Here is an 18,558-nt window from a genome sequence, read left to right as displayed (position 1 = left end):
TTCGGTGACCTCATGCCGGGCGACGCAGCGGGGCGCCCCGCCCGCGCATGAACTGGTTCGGGTCGATGGCGCCGCGGCTGGATCGGTCGTTGCCTAGATGCACTTCAAAGTGCAGGTGCGGGCCGGAGGAGTTGCCGCTGCTGCCCACCTGGCCGATCACCTCGCCGGCCGCCACGATCTGATCGGGCTGCACGCGGGGCTGGACCACCATGTGGCAGTACCGCGTGATGTAGCCGCCAGCGTGCAGCAGGTCGACGAACCAGCCGCAGCCGCCCTTACCGGGGTACCCGTCCACGTTGCAGTCGAGCCGGCCCCGGTTGTCCGGATCGCAACGGGCGACGAGCACCCGGCCGGTCGCTGCGGCGCGGATCTCGGTGCCCTTGGCCGCTCCGATGTCGACCCCGTTGTGGCTGGGTCGACTGGCGGTCCGGAACCCGGAGCCGACGCCGCCAGGGATCGGGGCGGTCCAGCCGGAGGCGGCGATCTGACCACGTTCGGCCGCATCGCACACCGCCTTGCCGTTGATTTCGATGGTGCGGGCCGCGCCGCCGGACAACGCGTTCACGATCCGGCTGGCCAGCTCCTCGTGCTTGGCGTACGCGTCTGGATAGGCGCTGATTTGAACCCGTTGCGCGACTGCGGTCAGCGGGCGACGTTCCCAGCCCTCTACCCCGACGAGCTTCTCGTAGAACTTGCGGGCCGTGTACGCGGGGTTCAACCGCTCGGCGACCGTGCCCCACCCCGGCCGCTGCTGGAACAGGCCCAGCGAGTCGTGGTCCGCGCCGACGCCCTCGTGCGGCAGGGCCAGGGACGCGGGCACGCCGCTGTTCGCCAGGTTGCGCAGACCGGACTCCTGCATCGCGGTGGCGAGGGCGATCACCCATCCCCGCGAAGGCACGCCCATGTCCTGGCCGACCTTGATGATGATCGCGGCGTTGCGGACCTGGGCGTCGCCGTACTCGGCAAACCGTGGCAGCTTGCCGGTGATGTTCACGGGCCGCACGGGGCCGCAGTCCTCGTTAGCCAGTGTGTCCCCGTCCTCCGCGTCGCCGCTGAGCCCGCTGAGGAAGAAGGCCGCGGTACCGCCGGTACAGCAGAGCAGGAGCAGCACTCCGGTCAGCACCGAAGCGACAACGCCGAGCCGTAGCGGCCGGCGGAGGGCGGCGGAGCCGCTGCCGTCGTTCATGGGCGCTCCCAGTCCAAAACGTCGACCAGCCAACCGCCGTCCGTGGCGACAAGTTCCAGTCGGAGCCGACCGGTGTCGAGGGGCAGCAGCACCTCGACGAACGTTTCGGTGCGCGACTGCACCGCCGGCGGCCCGGTGACCTCGGCGGCCGGAACCCCCGCGGGGTCGGCGCCAGCAAGCTTCTCAGTCAACGCCGGGGTGGAGAGTGGGCGCAGGCCGTCCTGCCACTGCTCGGCGGTGATTCCGGGGCGGCCGAGCCAGGTGGCGGTGAACCGGTCGGCGGTCTGCTCGGGTGTGCGGGCACCGGGCCGGGTCACCGGCGACGGCGGCGGCCCGGTAGAGAGCAGGCCGTCGTCGCCAGCCGTCGGGTCGACGGTGGTGATCGGTTGGTTCGGCCGGCTGCTCAACCCTTCCGTCGGGTTGATCGGACCGGAAATCAGCCTGGCCGCACCGATTATGCCGAGGACGAGCACCGCGATCACCAATGCCACTCCCAGCCGAGACCGCAGCGCCCGGTTGAAGAGGAACTCCAGTGCCCGCCGCATCGCCGTCACCGCGCCTCGGACCGCACACGAGGTCCGGTGCGATCCGGTGCACGCTCGGTGGATCCGGGTCGGTAGACCACGAACGACGGGTTCTCCGCCGGCACGTCCGGCTCGGTCCAGGTCGCCGGCTGCCGGCGTCGAGGCTGGGGTGCGACCGGTCGGCCCCGGCCTCTGGATTCCTCTGCTGGTGCCTCGTCGGGGCGTTCCTTACCGTCGGGGCGCCCCGCGCTCGCTCGCCCGCCCTCGGCCGCAGGGGTCGGCCCGGGGACCGGATCCTCCCGCCGCGCCTCCGGGCGCAGCCGGGTCTGCTCCGCGTCGGGTGACCGTCGACGCCCGCCCACCGGCTCGGCTCCGCCCGGCTCCGCCACGTCCAGCCGCGCTGCGACCCGTATGTCACGGAAGAACCGGCGGTGCCAGGACCCGGCCGAACTGACGGCCTCGCTGCTGTCCTTGCCGCCGAGTTGGGTGATCCGCCGGTAGGGCCGCAGCAGCAGCCAGCCGACCACCCCGCAGAGCCAGACCAGCACCACCTGCAGCCAGCCGGGCAGGGTGGGTGTGCTCATGATCAGATCGACTGCGAACAGGTAGATCGCGGCGCCGGTGCCGAAGATGGCGATGTTGAAGACCGCGGCGACCACGGCGTTCGCCAACCGCCGCAAGCCGGCGCTGGCTGGTCGCATCAGTCCGACGGTGCCCAGGATGGGCGCCGCGATCACCGCCCACCGGAAGATCAAGAAGCCCAGCAGAACCAGCAGCGACGCGGTCAGGTCGAACATGGCGAACAGCACCGCGGCCAGCACCGCGATGAACCCGGCACCGACCCGGTCCATGTCCCGCACCCCCTGGAGGTACTCGTACGCCTCCGGGTCCTCGGTCTTTATCTGCTCGGCAACCCGCGCCCACTGCTGCTGCTTGGCCCTGACGGTCGCTGGACGGGTGGCCGGGTTGGCGCGTAGCTTCTCGACCTCATCCCAGGAGAGTGCCTTGGCGTCGTAGAGGGCCGGGCCGTACTTGCGGGCGGTCTCGCTGTCAGCCGAGCCGAGCACACCTCGGAGCCAGTTCCGGTAGAGCATCGCCTCTGTGGAGGTATCACTGGCCCGTACGGCGGGTGGCCGTTTGTCAACGCAAGCGTCTGGGTTGGGAACGGCGCAACGATCGGGCGGGGTGTCCCGGGCTGCAGGACCCACGGCGTCGTGCACCACGCCCAACGTGGTGACCAGCGTTCCGTCCGCGATGTTCGCCGACTTGACCGGCCATGCGGCCAGCGCCGTGACCGCGACCATCACCAGCAGTGCCCAGCCCGCGGTGGTCATCGCGTTGCTCATGTCTGATTGGCGGGACCGCCAGAGCAGATAGAGCCCGACCACGCACAGAGTGACGATGCCGAAGACGCTGAACACCTTCTGGTACACGGCCTTGGTCGCCTGCTCGACCAGCGGGTCGGCCCAGCCCCACATCGAGCGTGGGTCCCAGGCCCGCTCCCGCAGCGCGTTCGAGGCCCCTACGATCGCGGTAGCGACCATGAACTCCCCGTTCGCCACGGTGGTGGTGAACTTGTAGTCCGGATGTAGGACCGACGACGCGCAGCCACCCGGAATGTCGTACGTTGGGTAGCTATAGCCGGCGTAGCCGTAGTCGCTGTAGAGCCCTTTCGGCCCAAGCTCTTTGGCAGAGTCTGGGCGGCCGGCGAACCAGCCGGCGAGGCCGGAGTCCGGCGTGCCGGGCGTCGGCGCGTTGCGGCAGCTGATCTGTTCATCGCTGACCGCTTGGAGCTTTCCCACGCAGGCGCGGAAGTCGGCCTGCCACTCAGGGGTGGTGCAGAGGTCGGCGCGGGCCTGGGCGGCGGGCGGTGCGGCGGCTGCGGCCTCCGCACCGATCAGCGGCCAGGAGAGGGTTGCCCCGGCCAGTACGCCGAGGGCGAGCAGGAGCGACGTGATCCTTGCCCGGGCCCCAGGGCCTGGGGCAAGGCCCTCGGCCGGCCTGCGGCGGGCCCGGGCGACGACCGGCTGCGTTGGAGGTTCAGCCGGATACAGCGCCGGTATCCGTCCGAACTTCCGCCTTGCCGGACGCTGCCTGGACTCCGCCTCGGCTCGACCGAGGACCTTGACCCAGGCCCTAGCCATGTCACGCCTCCAGATCCGGCAGGGGAATGCTCGGCAGCACTCCGGCCGCCGCGGCGATCGCGGCGGGCGTCGTGTCGAGGTAGTCCAGCAGTCCGTCGACGTACGAGACGTCGACTCGGACCTTCTGCACCCGGCCGTCGACGTCGCGCATCACGAACTCGCGGAAGCCGAGGCGGGCGGCCGAGTTGGTGTCGGCGGCGGAGAGTGAGGCGAGGGTGGCCTCGTATCCGTCGTTGACCGGCACCCGTAGCAGTCGCAGCGCTTCGGAGGCGATCTCCGCGTCCTCGGCGATCCGGCCGACGAAGACGGTGGAGACGAGGTTCTGCACGTCGAGGCCGAGGATGTCGCGGGGGTTCTGCGAGGCGACCAGCGCGGCGAGGTTCCACTTGCGGGAGTCGCGGGCGAGCCGGACCAGGAACGAACGCCCGGACCGCCAGCCTTCCATGAAGTGCGCTTCGTCCAGGCCGACCAGCTTGCGGGACGACATGGAGCCGCCGTAGCAGCGGCGGACGGCGAGCCGGTGCGCGGTGTGCAGCATCGGCAGGGCCAGCGCTTCCTCGGCGGACCAGTACTCGCGTTCGATCTTGAGGTCGGGCAACCGCAGCCCGGCCATGGTGATCACGGTGAGTGCGGCGTCGGCGCCGAGCAGCCCCTCCGGTGGCCGGCCGAAGAAGAGCATGGCCAGCGGCATCTCGGCGGTGTCCAGCAGAAGGTTGGCCAGTTCCTTGCCGGCGTCGTCGTCGAGCCGCCCGAGGCAGCTCACCACGTCGTCCAGGGTGGACGTCTCCTCGGCGGGGACCTGGCGGACCGCGTGCCGGAACAGGGTGGCGGTTGACGCCTCCCGGGCCACCTGCGGCGGAACGAGCATCATGCAGATGTCCTGGACCAGCATCCGCCGCTCGGCTCGGGCATTGGAGACCGCGATCTCGAACTCCCGGTCACCGGAGGCGCCGGCGCCGAACTCGGTGCGCAGCGGCGTCGGGATGAGAGAGTAGGGTGCCAGGGTGCCGTGCTCCGAGCCGGTCAGGTTCAACACCCGAGAGTACGGCCGCAGCTCGGGCATCGCGCAGAGTCGGGCCAGCGGCCCGGACGGGTCGAGCAGGGTCACCTGGACACCTCTGCGGGCGGCCAGGTAGCCCAGCGCGCCGAGCAGGGTCGACTTGCCACCGCCCGGTTCGGCGACGAAGACCGCGAGTCCGGAGCGTTCCCGGACCTCCATGGGGAAGTGCAGGTCGAGGAAGACCGGTCGGCGGCAGGTGCCGGCGGTACGGCCGATCAGGTCGCCCCGGCGGTCGCCCACGTTCGAGGCGGCCTGGGGGAGTGCGGCGGCGAGCAGCGGAACCGGCATCCGGCGGACGTAGCCGGTGTTGGCGATCGGCTCGCCGGGGATGAATTCGCGGGCCAGCCAGTCCTGGTTCTTCGGGTGCTGCAGCGAGATGCGCAGCTCCCGGGAGTAGAGCTGGATGAGCCGGCGGGCCCGCTCCAGGCATTCCTCCCTGGTCCGGCCGCCGACCGCGACCCGGTGCCAGCCGTGCGCGCGGGCCGAGTCGACCGGCAGCCCGGTGGTCATCTCGTCGCCGATCACCAACGCCCGCTTGGCCAGCCGCTCCAGCTCCGGGGGCGCATCGATGCCGTGCTCGGCGTAGTCGAGCTGCTGCGAGCGGATCATCCGCAGCCGGTGCTCGAGATTACGGAAGGAGTCACCGGAACCGAGGATGTCGACCCGGGTGGAGATTTCCATCGGCCAGGGCAGCCGCTCGTGGAAATGCAGCCAGGGCTCGTGCCGTTCCGGGATCTCCAGCGGCTCCATCCGGCCGACCGCGAGCACGGCCACGTGCCGTTCCTCGCCGGTCATCCGGTTGACCAGCTTGACGGTTGAGCCGTACGGGGTGCGGTAGCGCTCGACCTGCTCGGTCAGGGCGAGCAGATCCCCGCGTTCCCAGCGCCCGTCGGTCACCGGGGAGAGCGTGCCCGGCGGCGACATGCAGAGGGCCACCGAGCGGTAGAGCAGCCATTCCAGCTCCTGTGCGGTGACTCGCCGGCCGCGCATGCCGAAGGCGCCGAGCACCTCGTCGAACTGCTCCACGGTGCGGCCCAGCTTGCGGCGTTCGCCCTCGGCGGTGCCCCTGCCGAAGGTGCGCAGCAACCGTTCGGTGAGCGAGTCACCGAGGGACCGGCGGGCGAAGGTGACGCCCAGGTAGGTCTGCCCCTCGGCGTGGTTGACCGCCATCAGGTGCCGCTGGGCGGCGACCAGGTGATCGGCCCAGCCGGTGGTGCCGGGCACGTCGGCGAGCGGTGCGGGGGTGTGCGCGTCGATGGTGCGCGCCCACTCGTCGGCGGGGAACGGCCGGGTGGTGCGGCGCAGGTGCAGCCGGAAGCCGGCCAGGCCGGCGTACTGCTCGGAGATCGCCGACAACAACGCTTCGCGTTCGGCGTCCGGCCGGAACGCCCAGCGGACCTCGGGCAGCCAATACCAGGCGGTGACGGTGTTGGGGGTGAAGGTCAGGTGACCGGCGATCTCGGTGATGGCCAGCTCGACCGACGGGTCCCGATCCCCAAACTTGATCTTCGGGGCGCGGACCCGGGTCGGTCTGGTCGGTCGGTCCGGTCGGCTCGCGGCACGCTGTCGGGGTGGGGCGACCTCCCGCCCGGTCGGCTCGGTGCCGAGGCCCCTGGGTCGATCGGAGTCGGTGGCGCGGCGCGCCGCGCGCTCCAGAGCCGGCCGATCTGCGGGCGCGGTGCTGGCCGGCTGCTCCGCCGGGGCCGTTGGCCGGTTGCCCTGAGTCGTCGGTCGAGCCGCTTGAGTCGTCGGCCGGGCTGCCGGCGTAGCCGCAGGGCGGCCGCCCTGCACGGTGTTGGCTGGCCGGCTGGTGGGGCCGGTGGTCGCCGCCGCCGACGCGCCGCCAGGGGTCGGGTCGGACTCGCCCGGTGGACGGAGCAATGGCCGCCGGTCGCCGGCCTGATGCGGCACCCGGGATTCGCTGGCCGGGTGGCCGCCTCCGTGTCGTGGCTCGGCCGGCCGGCCGCCGCTGGCGGGCTGCTCGGCGGGCGTCCACGGTGGTTCCAACTCGGGAACCGCGCGGGTTGGTGCCGGGCCGGCGGCGGCTGGCGGCTGCTGTGGGATCGCTGGCCGCTCCCGGGTGCTCGGGCCGGCCGTAACGGCTCGTGCCGCGCCGGGCCGCGCCCCGCCGAAGAGGTCCAGGAACGGGGAGTCGATGTCGGCGTTCTCGCCGGCCGACACCGCGCTGGGCTCGGCGGGTGGCGTCCGGCGGGGGATCGGCCGGGGTGCCTGGAACACGCCGACGGCACCGTGGCCGGGCGAGGTCACCAGCGCAGGATCGAGCGCCACCTCATCCTCGTCGTCGGTGTAGTCGAACGAGTGCGCACGGTGACCTGCCGGTACGGCCGGACGGCCGGCCGGGGGACCCGGCGTGGAAGAGCGACTCATGCGACCGCCTCGGAGACGGTCGGCAGACTCTTGCCCGCGCCGTGCGACGGACCGATCGGCGTACGCCCGGTCATGCCAGCTCCTCCCGAATCCTGATCCGGCTGCCGACCAGGCGCGGATCGCGCTGCTCGATCGCCGGCTCCCGGGTGCGTCGCCAGTCGGTCAGCGCGGTGCGGATGACCACCCGCGCCGGCCGATCGGGGTCGACGTGCCGGAAGATGAACGACGTGGTCACGATGGCGAGCGCGATCTCCCAGGCCGGGAAGAGCTCGACCGTCAATGTGAACAGCCAGTGGATGAACATGTAGAGGGGGACCAGCAGCATGAAGAGCCCGTACTGGGCGTAGGGCAGGTGGACCGGAAGGGTGTAACCGGGCGGCCCGAGGTAGACCAGGCGGGCCCGGTAGATGTCGTCGTCGGTGCGCAGCCGCATGTGGTGAACGCGCCTATTCGAAGATCAGGTCGATCAGGTAATCGCCGACGAAGAAGAGTGTTGCCGCGCCGGCGATGAAGGCCAGCCCGACGATGGCGATTGCAGAGCTGGTCAGCACCTTGGAGATCTCGCCGCGGCTGGCACGGCCGATGAAGATGACGCCCAGGACGGCGAGCAGGATCGGCGCGATCTTGCTGGCGAAGAAGGTGACGACACTGTTGGTGTCGATCCCCTTCGGTGCCGGCTCTGCGAGCGGAGCCGACGCCAGAGTGGAGAGCGCGTGGGTGACGCCGGACGACGCCGTCTCCATGAGCTCGAAGGCGATCACTGGAACCTCCCCATAGCGCGGCCGGCGGTGCCGCGGCGGTGCAATAGGCAAGCCTGGCGAGAAATTGCTCCACAGAGCGCAGCGTTCTTGACCCTGCGTTCGTTACTCACCACGGAGCGTGGCGAGGTTTGGGCGGATTTTCCCCGCTTCGGCCCTCCCTCCAAGCTTCGCCATCTCGATTGCTGGCCAATTCCAAAGCGTACGGGCCGCCCCGGATTGCGACAAGCCGCGAAGGGGCTGCCCGTTGCTGCTTGAATGACCGATCGTACACCTGTCCTAATCGCCACGTCAGAGGTGGTGATGCGAGGCCGACCCGGGTCGGTGAGCACCGCTGCCGCGACCGGTACCGTCTAGTCGTGACCGATCTGGTGCGGGCTTCGAGCCCGGTGGTGATGGGCGTCCTCAACGTCACACCGGACTCCTTCTCCGACGGCGGACGGTACGCCGACCTCGACGCGGCCGTCGGACATGGCGTCCGTCTGCGCGACGCCGGAGCCCACCTGGTCGACATCGGCGGCGAGTCGACCCGTCCCGGCGCCGAGCGGATCGACGCCGTGACCGAGGCCGAGCGGGTGTTGCCGGTCATCCGTGAGCTGACCGCCGCTGGCGTCGCGGTCAGCATCGACACCAGTCGCGCACGGGTGGCGGAGGCCGCCCTGGCTGCCGGAGCGGCGGTGGTCAACGACGTCTCCGGCGGGCTGGCCGATCCGGACATGGCCCGCGTGGTGCGCGACGCGCGCTGCCCCTGGGTGCTGATGCACTGGCGTGGCCACTCCCGGGAGATGCGCGAGCTGGCCAGCTACACCGACGTGGTGGCCGACGTCCGAGCCGAGTTGGCCCAACGGATCGAGGCGGCGCTGGCCGCCGGAGTGGCAGCCGACCGCCTCATCGTCGACCCCGGCCTCGGCTTCGCCAAGACGGCCGCGCACAACTGGGAGCTCAGCGCCCGCCTGCCGGAGCTGCTGGACCTCGGCTGTCCGCTGCTCTTCGGGGCCAGCCGCAAGTCGTACCTCGGCGGGTTGCTCGCCGCCCCCGACGGCACCCCGCGACCGACCGCCCGGCGGGAGGCGGCCACCGTGGCCACCAGCGTGCTGGCGGTCGCCGCGGGCGCCTGGGGCGTACGCGTGCACGACGTGCAGGCCACCGCCGACGCGCTCGCCGTCTGGGCCGCGACCGGCAGCCCGCGCCTAACTCCCGCGACCGGCAGCCCGCGCCTGGCCGCCGCGACCGACGATCACGAGCAGAAGGTGCAGCGATGACGACGGACCGGATCCAACTGACCGGCCTGCGGGCCCGCGGTCGGCACGGGGTGTACGACTTCGAACGGGCGCAGGGTCAGGACTTCGTGGTCGACGCCGTCCTCGAGGTGGACCTGGCCCCGGCCGCCGCCAGCGACGACGTCACCGACACCGTCCACTACGGCGAGCTGGCCGAACGCCTGGTCGCGGTGGTGACCGGCGAGCCGGTCAACCTGATCGAGAGCCTCGCGGACCGACTCCTCGCGGTCTGCCTGATCGACGAGCGGGTCAGTGCCGCCACGATCACCGTGCACAAGCCGGAGGCTCCGGTGCCGCACACCTTCACCGACGTGGCCGTCACCATGACCCGGATGCGTGGCCGGTGACCAGGGCGGTGCTGTCGCTCGGCAGCAACCTGGGCGATCGGCTGGGTCACCTGCGCACGGCCGTGGCCGCGTTCGGTGATTCTGTGCTCGTACTCTCCGGGGTGTACGAGACTCCACCGTGGGGCGACGCCGACCAGCCCGCGTACCTCAATGCGGTGTTGCTCGCCCACGACGAGACCGCGAGCCCGCGCGACTGGCTGGAGCGGGCCCGCGCCGCGGAGCGCGCGGCCGGTCGGGTCCGTGACCCAAAGCGGCGGTTCGGGCCGCGCACTCTCGACGTCGACGTGATCGCGGTCTGGGGTGACGACGACGAGCCGGTGCTCAGCGACGAGGAGGAGCTGACCCTGCCGCACCCCCGGGCGCACCTGCGCGCCTTCGTGCTGCGGCCGTGGATCGACATCCAGCCGTACGGTCGGCTGCCCGGTCACGGCTGGCTGACCGACCTGCTGACCAACGGCCCTGCGGCGGATGAGGCGTTGGAACTGCGTCCCCGGCCGGAGTTGGCGTTAGAGTCGACGGCATGACCGAGCGGAGCTGGCCGGCATGACGCAGGCGAAGTCCCCACCACCGGGCGGGTCGGGCCCGGGTCGGTCACGGATGGGTCCCACCCGGATCTCGACCCTGGTCGTGGCCGCCCTGGCTGCGGCGGCGGTGGCCTGGCTGCTGATCAGCAGCCTCTACTACAGCGGCATCCCCCGGCTGCCCTGGCTGCCGGTGGTGACGCTGGCGGGGCTCGCCGTGCTCGAGGCGTACGCCGCCTTCGACACCCGGGGCCGGATCCAGCGCAAGTCCGGCCGGGACCCGGTCAACCCGCTGATGGTTGCCCGGTTCGTGGTGCTGGCCAAGGCGTCGGCGCTGGCCGCGGCCCTTTTCGCCGGCTTCTACGCGGGGCTCACCGGCTGGCTTTTCGTGGAGACCACCCGCGCCGCGCTGGATGATCGACCGACCGCCGGCGGGGGCCTGCTCGCCTCGCTGGCTCTGGTCGGCGCCGCGCTGTGGCTGGAGCGCTCCTGCCGGGTGCCGGATCGCCCGGACGACGAGCACGAGCAGGACCCACGGGAGAGCCGCCCCGGCCAGCGCTGAGCAGGGGGTTACGCCCGGCTCCGGGCGCGGGTACGGTGCCTGCGATCAGAGAGCAAGGGCCGCCCACGGTTCGTCCGCGCGCGGACTGGGGACGGCCGGCCACTGGGGAGGCGGCGTCATGGGGTACGAAGAAGCGGGCCGGGAGCGGTCGGCCGAGCCATCGTCCGGGGTGCCCTCCGCGGTTCTGGAGAACGTCTTCGACGACCCCACCCACGGTGAGCCCGGCCGGGATCGGGTCGGCGTGCACCTGGGATGGGAGTTCCTGCTGCTGGCCGGGCTGGCGACCGTGGGCTGGCTGCTCTGGCAGGACAATCCAGCCGCCCTGCGCGACGGCAATCTGCGCACGTTGCTGGTCGACGCGGTCGGGCTGGGGATGCTCGCCCTGGCCGCCGGGCTGAGCCTGCGTACGGCCGCGCCAAACCTGGCCGTCGGGCCGATCGCGGTCGCCGCCGCCCTGCACTACGCCGAGCAGGGCGATCGGGGTCTGCCGGCGTCGATCGGCCCGGCCGTGGCGGTTGCCGCGCTGGGCGGGCTCGCGCTGGCGCTGGCCGTGGTGGTGCTGCACGTGCCGGGCTGGGCTGCCAGCCTGGCCGGCGCGGCCGGCGTTGTGGTGTACATCGAACGCCGTTCGGCGCCCGTGCTGGTCCAAGGCGACTACGACCCCGGGCGGAGCGCCGGATACCTCTTCGCCGGCTTCGCCGCGGTGGCCGCCCTCGGCGGGCTGTTCGGCATGATCCGGACGATCCGGCGACTGGTCGGCCGGTACCGGCCGATCGCCGATCCGGCCCGTCGGCGGGGCGCGGTGGCCGCCGTGGTCACCGCGGTCGCGCTGGTCGGCTCCACCGTGCTGGCCGCCCTTGCCGGCGTGCTGCTCGCCGCCAACGACCCCGGGCCGGTCGCGCCCACCTCGGGGCTGGACTGGACGGTCCTGGCGATCGGGGTGGCCCTCCTCGCTGGCACCAGCGCGTACGGTCGTCGGGGCGGTGTGTTCGGCACGGTGCTGGCGGTCAGCCTGGTCACTGTTTTTCAGGCGTACGCGCCGGAGCGCGGGTGGACGCTGAGCATCTGGGCGATCGGCGGCGCGGCGCTCGGCGTCGGATTGCTGGTCACCCGGCTGGTCGAGACGTTCGGGCGGCCCCGGCCGGGCAGCACCGACAAACCCGAGCCCGTTGGCGACGGCACGATCAGTGCGGGTTGGAGCATCCCGCAGGCGCAGCCGGTCGACAACTGGCCCCCAACGCTGCCGACGCCGGCCGCGCCCCAACCGGTCGACCCGTGGCGGGATCCGCGCTGGGAGGACAGCCCACGTCGGTGGGACGCCGATGAGCGGTGACCCGGGTCGCGTCCACCGGGCCGGAGCTGATCTCGACCGTTAGGCTCGGCGACATGACCGACACACCTGCCGCCAGCCCCGGCGGATCCTCGTTCGAGGAGCTTGACGCGCTGTCCACCGAGGATCTGCGGGAGCGGGCGTTCGCCCGGGCCCGGGAGCGTCGTGACGTGGGGTTCTACTGGTCGGTGCTGCGGCACCTTCCGAACGCGGACGAGGCCACGGTGCTGGACGGCGCACCGAACTCGATCGGCCCGACCATCGACGAGGCCAACGCGCTGTGGCGGGAGCTGACCGGTCACGGCTATGAGGAGTCGGCGCCGCTGCTGCGGGCCGCCTTCATCGACTACCTGATGAAGCACTGAGCCGCTCGGGGCAGCCCAGGTCGGCCCGAGCGACCGGTTCGGGGCCTGGGCGGATCGCATCGCTCGTCCACCGCTCCGGCCCGGTCGGCCGCTACGGCACGGCGGCCGGCACCGGCGCGCTCGCCGTGTTGCTGCTGGTCGGTGTCTGTGGCAGCCCGGCGTACACCCGCTGGGCCGCCACGCAGACCGACCTGGAGTCGGCCGGCGCCTTCTACCTGCGCCTGCTCGCGTGGCCGGCCTGGCGGCTCGACGCGGACGGGCAGGCCGGCGGGTTGTTCGCCGCCGACCTGCGGGCGGTGCTGCTGGTGGTCCTCGCGGTGGCCCTGCTCTATCTTCTGCCCGCCGCCCAGGTGGCCCGGGTGCCCGGCCCGGTCAGCCAGTTCTTCTCCGGCTGGGCCGCGTACGTGCTGGCCGGGGGGCTCGCCGCCGTGCTGGCGGCGCTGCTCGGTCCGGCCCCGTCACTGCTGGGCGCCCTGCAGGACGCCAGCACCGGTGCCGGCTACGGCTTCCTCACCGGATGGATCATCGGCACCGCCAGCCTCGGCGGTCGCGCCTGACCAGTCCGGGGCAGGTCAGCTCGCCGGGCGGCCGAGGTCGAGGAGACGCTGTCGGCTGAGCGCGCCCACCGGGCGGCCGGCGTCGGTCACCACGAGTTGGTCTCGTCCCGAGGTGAGCAGCACCGCCAGCGCGTCGTACGCGGAGCCGTCCAGTGCGAGGGTGGGCAGGTCTGCTGCGGCGTCCCCGGGTACCGGCTCCAGCGACTCCCGGTCGAGTGGGGTGACCGCCAGCCGGCGGATGCCCCGGTCGGCGCCGACGAACTCGCGGACGAACGGGGTGGCGGGTGCGCCGAGCAGTGCGGCCGGCGTGTCGTACTGCTCCAGGTGCCCGCCCTCGGAGAGCACCGCGATCCGGTCGCCGAGGCGGACCGCCTCGTCGAGGTCGTGGGTGACCAGCACGATCGTCTTGCGGACCTCGGCCTGGAGGCGGAGGAACTCCTCCTGGAGGCGGGCCCGGACGATCGGGTCGACGGCCGAGAAGGGCTCGTCCATCAGCAGCACCACCGGGTCGGCGGCGAGTGCGCGGGCCACCCCGACCCGCTGCCGCTGGCCACCCGACAGCTCGTGCGGGTAGCGGCCGCCGAACTGGGCCGGGTCCAGTCCGACGAGGTCGAGCAGTTCGTCGACCCGGGCCCGGGTCTGGCCTTTGGGCCACCGGAGCAGGCCCGGGACGGTGGCCACGTTGGCCCGAACCGTCTGGTGTGGAAAGAGGCCGACGTTCTGGATCACGTACCCGATTCGGCGGCGCAGCCGCACCGGGTCGACGTCGGTGACGTCCTCGTCGCCGAGCGTGATCCGGCCTGCGGTCGGCTCGATCAGGCGATTGATCATGCGCAGCACCGTCGACTTGCCGCAGCCGGACGGGCCGATCAGCACCACCAGTTCGCCGGCCCGGACGTCCAGGCTGAGCTCCCGGACAGCCTCGGTGCCGTTCGGGTAGCGCTTCTGGATGCCCTGCAGGGAGATCGACGCCGCGCGAGGGGGTTGGGTCACGTCGGGGGCCTCCGGGGTAACGTCCACGTATGTCCTTCCGCCTGAGCTACCGGGCCGACCCGGGTAACCCCTGGTTCTCCTGGCAGTACGTGCGGGACAACTCTGACACGATCCTCGCCGCGGTGCGCGAACACGCCTCCCTCACCGGGCGTGCGGTGCTGATCGCGGTGCTGATCGCCCTGCCGCTGTCCGTGCTGGCGTACTGGGTCCGTCCGCTCGCCGGCCCGATCCTCGCCGTCAGTGGGGTGGTCTACACCATCCCGTCGTTGGCGCTCTTCGCGTTCATCGCGCCCTACCTGGGCACCGGGGCCACCACCGTGCTGGTCGGGCTGGTCCTCTACGCACTGTTGCTGATCGTGCGCAACGTGGTGGCCGGCCTCAACCAGGTGGCGCCGGAGGTTCGCGAGGCCGCCGAAGGAATGGGCTACGGCCGGTGGGGGCGGCTGTTCCGGATCGACCTGCCGCTGGCCGTGCCAGGCATCGTGACCGGCGTGCGGTTGGCGACCGTCTCCACGGTGGCGTTGGTCACGGTCGGGGTGCTGGTCGGGCATGGCGGTCTCGGTCAGTTGATCTTCGCGGGCTTCCAGAACAACCTCTACAAGGCTGAGATCATGACCGGCGCTCTGCTCAGCGTGGCGCTCGCGGTCGTGCTCGACCTGCTGCTCGTCCTGGTCGCCCGGTTGGTGAGCCCCTGGTCCACCCGGAGGGCACGGTGACCGTCGCGGCGAACCCGATCGGCCAGGCAGTCGTCTGGATCAACGACCCACTCAACTGGACCAATCCCGGGGGCATGCTGGACCGCCTCGGCGAGCACCTGACGATCTCGGCCCTGGCGGTGGCGCTCGGCTGCCTGGTGGCGTGGCCGCTCGGTCTCTGGCTGGGTCACGTCGGCCGGGGCGGCGGCCTGGTGGTGCTGGTGTCCAACGCCACCCTGGCCATCCCCACCCTGGCGCTGTTGACCATCCTGCCGGTGGTCTTCGCCAGCGGCTTCGGGCGGACGCCGGTCGTGGTGGCGTTGGCCGTCTTCGCCGTCCCGCCGCTGCTGGCCAACGCGTACACCGGGGTGCGGCAGGTCGACCCGGAGGCCCGCGACGCGGCCCGGGGGATGGGCCTGTCCGGCGGGCAGTTGCTGCGCCGCGTGGAGTTGCCGCTCGCGGTGCCCTACCTGGCTGCCGGGTTCCGAACCGCCGCGGTCCAGGTGATCGCGACCGCCGCGCTGGCCTCGTTCGTCAACGGCGGCGGCCTCGGCCAGATCATCCGGACCGGTTTCGGCATCGGTATCGCGGCCGGCGGGGGCCAGATCGTCGCTGGCGGAGTGCTGGTGGCCGGGCTCGCGCTGCTGGCCGAGGTGGTCCTCGGCGGTGTCGAACGGCTGGTCACTCCCCGTCCGCTGCGGCGCGGGCCGCAGAGCGCGGGGCGGGCCCGGCCCGCCGACGCCACCGGGAGCGCCTGACCCGCGTTGTCGCGGGCGACTCGTCAGGGTGAGCGTTCCGTCGAGCCGGCGACCGACGGTAGGTCGATCGGTGACGATGCGGTGACGAAGTCCATCCCAAGTTGTCGGTCGGTTGCGGAACATGTTGGGTGGATATTCGCGGGCGACCGACAGTCAGGATCGCCCGTCGGACACGCGGCCGGCCCGGGACGGGCCGCGCCGGGACACGGAAGGCGGGCACATGCGCGCACGTACACGTCTGGCTGTCGGCGCTATCGGCGCCGTCGCCGGGGCAGCACTCCTCACCGGGTGTGGTGATGCCGGCTCGTCCGGCACCAACGCGCCCCAGCAGGGCGCCTCCGGCGCCGGGTGCGCCCCGGTCGCCGGTCAGCAGCTCATCGCTCTGCAGGACGACAAGAAGCTCCAGAACTCCGACAACGTCATCCCAGCGGTCAACAGCAAGGTGGCCAACCCGCAGCTGATCGCCGCACTGGACAAGGTCTCTGCCGCGCTCGACACGCCGAAGCTGGTCCAGCTCAACAAGGCCGTCGACACGGATCGTAAGACCCCCAAGGTGGCGGCCGAGGAGTTCGCTTCCGCCAACAACCTCACTGCGGGCATCGCCAAGGGCCCGGGCGGCGACATCGTGGTCGGTGCCGGCAACTTCAGCGAGAGCCAGACGCTCGGCGAGCTGTACCGGATCGCGCTCACCGCCGCCGGTTACCAGGTCAAGGTGCAGCAGATCGGCAACCGGGAGCTCTACGAGCCGGCGCTGGAAAAGGGCGAGATCCAGGTCGTCCCGGAGTACGCGGCGACCATGGCCGAGTTCCTCAACACCAAGGTCAACGGCGCCAAGGCCCAGCCGGTCTCCTCGCCGGACATCAACACGACGGTGACCGCGCTCAAGGCCGAGGGCGACAAGGCCGGCATCACCTTCGGTGCCCCGGCCGCCGCACAGGACCAGAACGCCTTCGCCGTCACCCAGGCCTTCGCCGACAAGTACGGCGTGCGGACCCTCTCCGAACTGGCCGCGAAGTGCTCCGGCAGCGCGACGGTGCTGGGTGGCCCGCCGGAGTGCGAGCAGCGTCCGTTCTGCAAGCCGGGTCTGGAGAAGACGTACGGGTTGTCGGTGGGCAGGTTCTCCTCGCTGGACCAGGGCGGACCGCTGACCAAGAGCGGGCTGCGCGACGGCTCGATCAGCGTTGGCCTGATCTTCTCCTCGGACGGCGCCTTCGCCACCAGCTGAGCTCTCTCTCCTGATGTGCCGAGGACGCCCCCGCCCCGACCGGGCGGGGGCGTCCTCGCATCCCGGGACCCCGTTCCCTCTGATGGAGAACGTCGGTAGGCTGCGCACCTATGCCAGCCCCGGCCACCTCTGACGCCCGGCGTCAATCACCGCTGCTGACCGTGCTCTTCTGGGCGGGCGTCGCTCTCGCGCCGGTGGCGGCGCTCATTCTGTTGGTTGCCGACGGTAACGGCCCGCTGCGTTTCGCCGCGGTGCTCGCCATCCTCGCGGTGGTCCTGATCGGCCTCTCCATCGCGCTGCGTCCCGACGGTGAGGGCGCCTCGGCGCGGGCCGACGAGCTGCTGGATGAGATCGAGGAGCTCCGTCGGGAGCTGCGCACGGAGATCGTGGCCGTCGCGCAGCGCGGTAACCAGGCGCTCGACCAGGCGCAACGGGCACAGGAGGGCGTTGCCGCGGTCCGCCGCCGTCTCGACGCCAGCGGTGCTGCCCTCGCCGGTGCCGTCCCCGCTGGCGAGCCGGCGGGGCCCGGCCGGGCGCGCGTGCCGGCCGTCGAGCCGCCGGTGGACAACGCCCCGGTGGCCCGTAGCCGGGTCCAGGTGCAGGGTGACGCGCCCGCCGGTCGCGTCCGGGTGTCCAGCCCGGACGACGCGGCCCGGTGGGGTCGCTCCGAGCGCGCGGACGACGACGAGCCGGCGTACCCCCGGGAAGCCGCCGAGCCAGCGGCGACCGCGGGGACGTACGGCGCGGAACGGCCGGCCGCCACCGCGTACGCCTCAGCCCGTCCCCGTGAGCACGATCGCCCGGAACCGGCGCACCGGCCGGGCGGCGTGGTCCGGCACACCGAGACCGTGCACGTCACCACCCGGCACACCGTGGTGGACGGCGGTCCGGCCGAGCCGGCTGGGCGCTACGGCGGCGGGTACGCCGGCCAGTGGACCGCGCCGGCGCAGGAGTGGACCCGGGGCGGCGGTGCGGATGAGCGCTCCCGCTCGGCCGGCCGAGCGAGGAGCGAGCCGGAGGAACGCCCCCGAGCCGGGTACGGCGACGACCGGGCCCGCTCCGGCGACAACCGGACCCGGGGGGCGCAGCCCGCGACCCGGGGCGAGCCTGAGTGGAGCGGCGCGCGGGACGGTTCGGGTTGGGGTGCCGAACGGAACGGACCCGACCTCGATGGGGATGAGCCGGGCTGGACGGGCCGCCGCGACGAGCCGGAGTGGACCGATCCGCGCGACGCGTACGCCCAGTCCGACGAGCGCGGCTCGGCGGCCCGGTCGCACCGCACGCCGGAGAGGTCGGCCTCGGGTTCCTGGGGCAGCCCGGACGATCGCGGTTGGTCGGAGCAGCGCGACCGGACGAGCGCCGCCGCGCCGCAGCCTGGGCCGCCCCTGCGGGCCGACGACACCGGCGAGTACTGGTCACAGTTGCGGGCCGGCGACCGGTGGGCCGCCGTCCGCGACGACGAGAACGGCCGTGAGCTGCGGGTCGGCGAACGCCGGGCCGAGGTGCACGCCGACGCCACCGGCACCGAGTACCGGGTGGCCGACCGCTGGGCCGCCGTGCGGCATGAGGAGCCGCGCCGCCATGAGGAGCGCGAGTCGTACCACCGGGACGAGCCGGCGCGCCGGCACGATCGCGACGGCGGCTGGCGGGCCGAGCCGGCGGACCGGCCGGCGCTGCCGACGGGCGGCGTCCCGGTGCCGGACGAGTGGCGCCCACCCCGCCAGCGCGGTCACGAGGCGGAACCCGCACCGGAGCGGACCGGTCGACGCCGGGTCGACGAGCGCTACGGCTACCCGCCGCAGGACGACGGGCCGCGCGCCGGCGGCACGCCGCCCGGCGACCACTGGCGCTGACCCCTCAGGCCG

General features: G+C 72.5%; 18 protein-coding genes. 11 read left to right on the top strand and 7 right to left on the bottom strand.

What is annotated here, in order from left to right:
• Positions 1-10: 10 nt before the first annotated feature.
• The 6 genes from OG811_RS08980 to OG811_RS08955 all read right to left on the bottom strand — a co-directional run bounded on the left by OG811_RS08980 (position 11) and on the right by OG811_RS08955 (position 8,063).
• Complete coding sequence (locus OG811_RS08980) at positions 11-1,186, bottom strand: M23 family metallopeptidase (protein WP_406073334.1); 1,176 nt, start codon at positions 1,184-1,186, stop codon at positions 11-13.
• Positions 1,183-1,740, bottom strand: a complete 558-nt coding sequence (locus tag OG811_RS08975; protein ID WP_406073333.1) for a hypothetical protein — start codon at positions 1,738-1,740, stop codon at positions 1,183-1,185. Before OG811_RS08975 ends, OG811_RS08980 begins: the two co-directional genes overlap by 4 nt.
• Positions 1,737-3,854 carry an MFS transporter gene (locus tag OG811_RS08970; protein WP_406073331.1) on the bottom strand — a complete coding sequence of 706 codons (2,118 nt, stop codon included), beginning with the start codon at positions 3,852-3,854 and terminating at the stop codon, positions 1,737-1,739. Before OG811_RS08970 ends, OG811_RS08975 begins: the two co-directional genes overlap by 4 nt.
• Position 3,855: 1 nt before the next feature.
• Entirely contained in the window at positions 3,856-7,302 is a 3,447-nt protein-coding gene (locus OG811_RS08965; RefSeq protein ID WP_406073329.1) for an ATP-binding protein, read from the bottom strand.
• A 70-nt stretch (positions 7,303-7,372) separates the two neighbouring features.
• Positions 7,373-7,735, bottom strand: a complete 363-nt coding sequence (locus tag OG811_RS08960) for a hypothetical protein (RefSeq protein ID WP_007466101.1) — start codon at positions 7,733-7,735, stop codon at positions 7,373-7,375.
• A 13-nt stretch (positions 7,736-7,748) separates the two neighbouring features.
• Complete coding sequence (locus OG811_RS08955) at positions 7,749-8,063, bottom strand: hypothetical protein (RefSeq protein WP_272613996.1); 315 nt, start codon at positions 8,061-8,063, stop codon at positions 7,749-7,751.
• Between the two features lie 356 nt (positions 8,064-8,419).
• On the opposite strand from OG811_RS08955, the gene folP reads away from it, so the two are divergent.
• From folP to OG811_RS08920, 7 genes are all read left to right on the top strand, one after another.
• Entirely contained in the window at positions 8,420-9,322 is a 903-nt protein-coding gene (gene folP / locus OG811_RS08950) for a dihydropteroate synthase (protein WP_406073326.1), read from the top strand.
• The gene (gene folB / locus OG811_RS08945; RefSeq protein ID WP_406073324.1) at positions 9,319-9,687 is read left to right on the top strand and encodes a dihydroneopterin aldolase; all 369 of its coding nucleotides are present in this window, start codon (positions 9,319-9,321) and stop codon (positions 9,685-9,687) included. The genes folP and folB overlap by 4 nt, the downstream gene beginning before the upstream one ends.
• Positions 9,684-10,211, top strand: a complete 528-nt coding sequence (gene folK, locus OG811_RS08940; protein ID WP_406073322.1) for a 2-amino-4-hydroxy-6-hydroxymethyldihydropteridine diphosphokinase — start codon at positions 9,684-9,686, stop codon at positions 10,209-10,211. The genes folB and folK overlap by 4 nt, the downstream gene beginning before the upstream one ends.
• A 19-nt stretch (positions 10,212-10,230) precedes the next feature.
• Positions 10,231-10,770 carry a DUF3180 domain-containing protein gene (locus tag OG811_RS08935; RefSeq protein WP_406073320.1) on the top strand — a complete coding sequence of 180 codons (540 nt, stop codon included), beginning with the start codon at positions 10,231-10,233 and terminating at the stop codon, positions 10,768-10,770.
• 118 nt (positions 10,771-10,888) lie between these two features.
• Positions 10,889-12,103, top strand: coding sequence for an ABC transporter permease (locus OG811_RS08930; RefSeq protein ID WP_406073318.1), 1,215 nt, complete (start codon positions 10,889-10,891; stop codon positions 12,101-12,103).
• Positions 12,104-12,156: 53 nt separating this feature from the next.
• Positions 12,157-12,465 (top strand): hypothetical protein, encoded by a 309-nt coding sequence (locus tag OG811_RS08925; RefSeq protein WP_406073317.1) that lies wholly within the window; start codon positions 12,157-12,159, stop codon positions 12,463-12,465.
• A gap of 125 nt (positions 12,466-12,590) precedes the next feature.
• Positions 12,591-13,022, top strand: a complete 432-nt coding sequence (locus OG811_RS08920; protein ID WP_406073315.1) for a hypothetical protein — start codon at positions 12,591-12,593, stop codon at positions 13,020-13,022.
• 15 nt (positions 13,023-13,037) lie between these two features.
• Here the strand turns inward: OG811_RS08920 and OG811_RS08915 are convergent, their stop codons facing one another.
• Positions 13,038-14,042, bottom strand: coding sequence for an ABC transporter ATP-binding protein (locus OG811_RS08915; RefSeq protein ID WP_406073313.1), 1,005 nt, complete (start codon positions 14,040-14,042; stop codon positions 13,038-13,040).
• Between the two features lie 2 nt (positions 14,043-14,044).
• On the opposite strand from OG811_RS08915, the gene OG811_RS08910 reads away from it, so the two are divergent.
• From OG811_RS08910 to OG811_RS08895, 4 genes are all read left to right on the top strand, one after another.
• Positions 14,045-14,731 carry an ABC transporter permease gene (locus tag OG811_RS08910; RefSeq protein WP_406073311.1) on the top strand — a complete coding sequence of 229 codons (687 nt, stop codon included), beginning with the start codon at positions 14,045-14,047 and terminating at the stop codon, positions 14,729-14,731.
• Positions 14,728-15,468 carry an ABC transporter permease gene (locus tag OG811_RS08905; protein ID WP_406073310.1) on the top strand — a complete coding sequence of 247 codons (741 nt, stop codon included), beginning with the start codon at positions 14,728-14,730 and terminating at the stop codon, positions 15,466-15,468. The genes OG811_RS08910 and OG811_RS08905 overlap by 4 nt, the downstream gene beginning before the upstream one ends.
• A 220-nt stretch (positions 15,469-15,688) precedes the next feature.
• Complete coding sequence (locus OG811_RS08900) at positions 15,689-16,693, top strand: glycine betaine ABC transporter substrate-binding protein (protein ID WP_406073309.1); 1,005 nt, start codon at positions 15,689-15,691, stop codon at positions 16,691-16,693.
• 110 nt (positions 16,694-16,803) lie between these two features.
• Complete coding sequence (locus OG811_RS08895) at positions 16,804-18,546, top strand: hypothetical protein (protein WP_406073307.1); 1,743 nt, start codon at positions 16,804-16,806, stop codon at positions 18,544-18,546.
• Positions 18,547-18,558: the final 12 nt, after the last annotated feature.

Source organism: Micromonospora sp. NBC_01638 (assembly GCF_045209745.1).
In the GTDB taxonomy this organism is placed as follows: domain Bacteria; phylum Actinomycetota; class Actinomycetes; order Mycobacteriales; family Micromonosporaceae; genus Micromonospora.
This window is presented reverse-complemented; position numbering and strand designations above follow the sequence as displayed.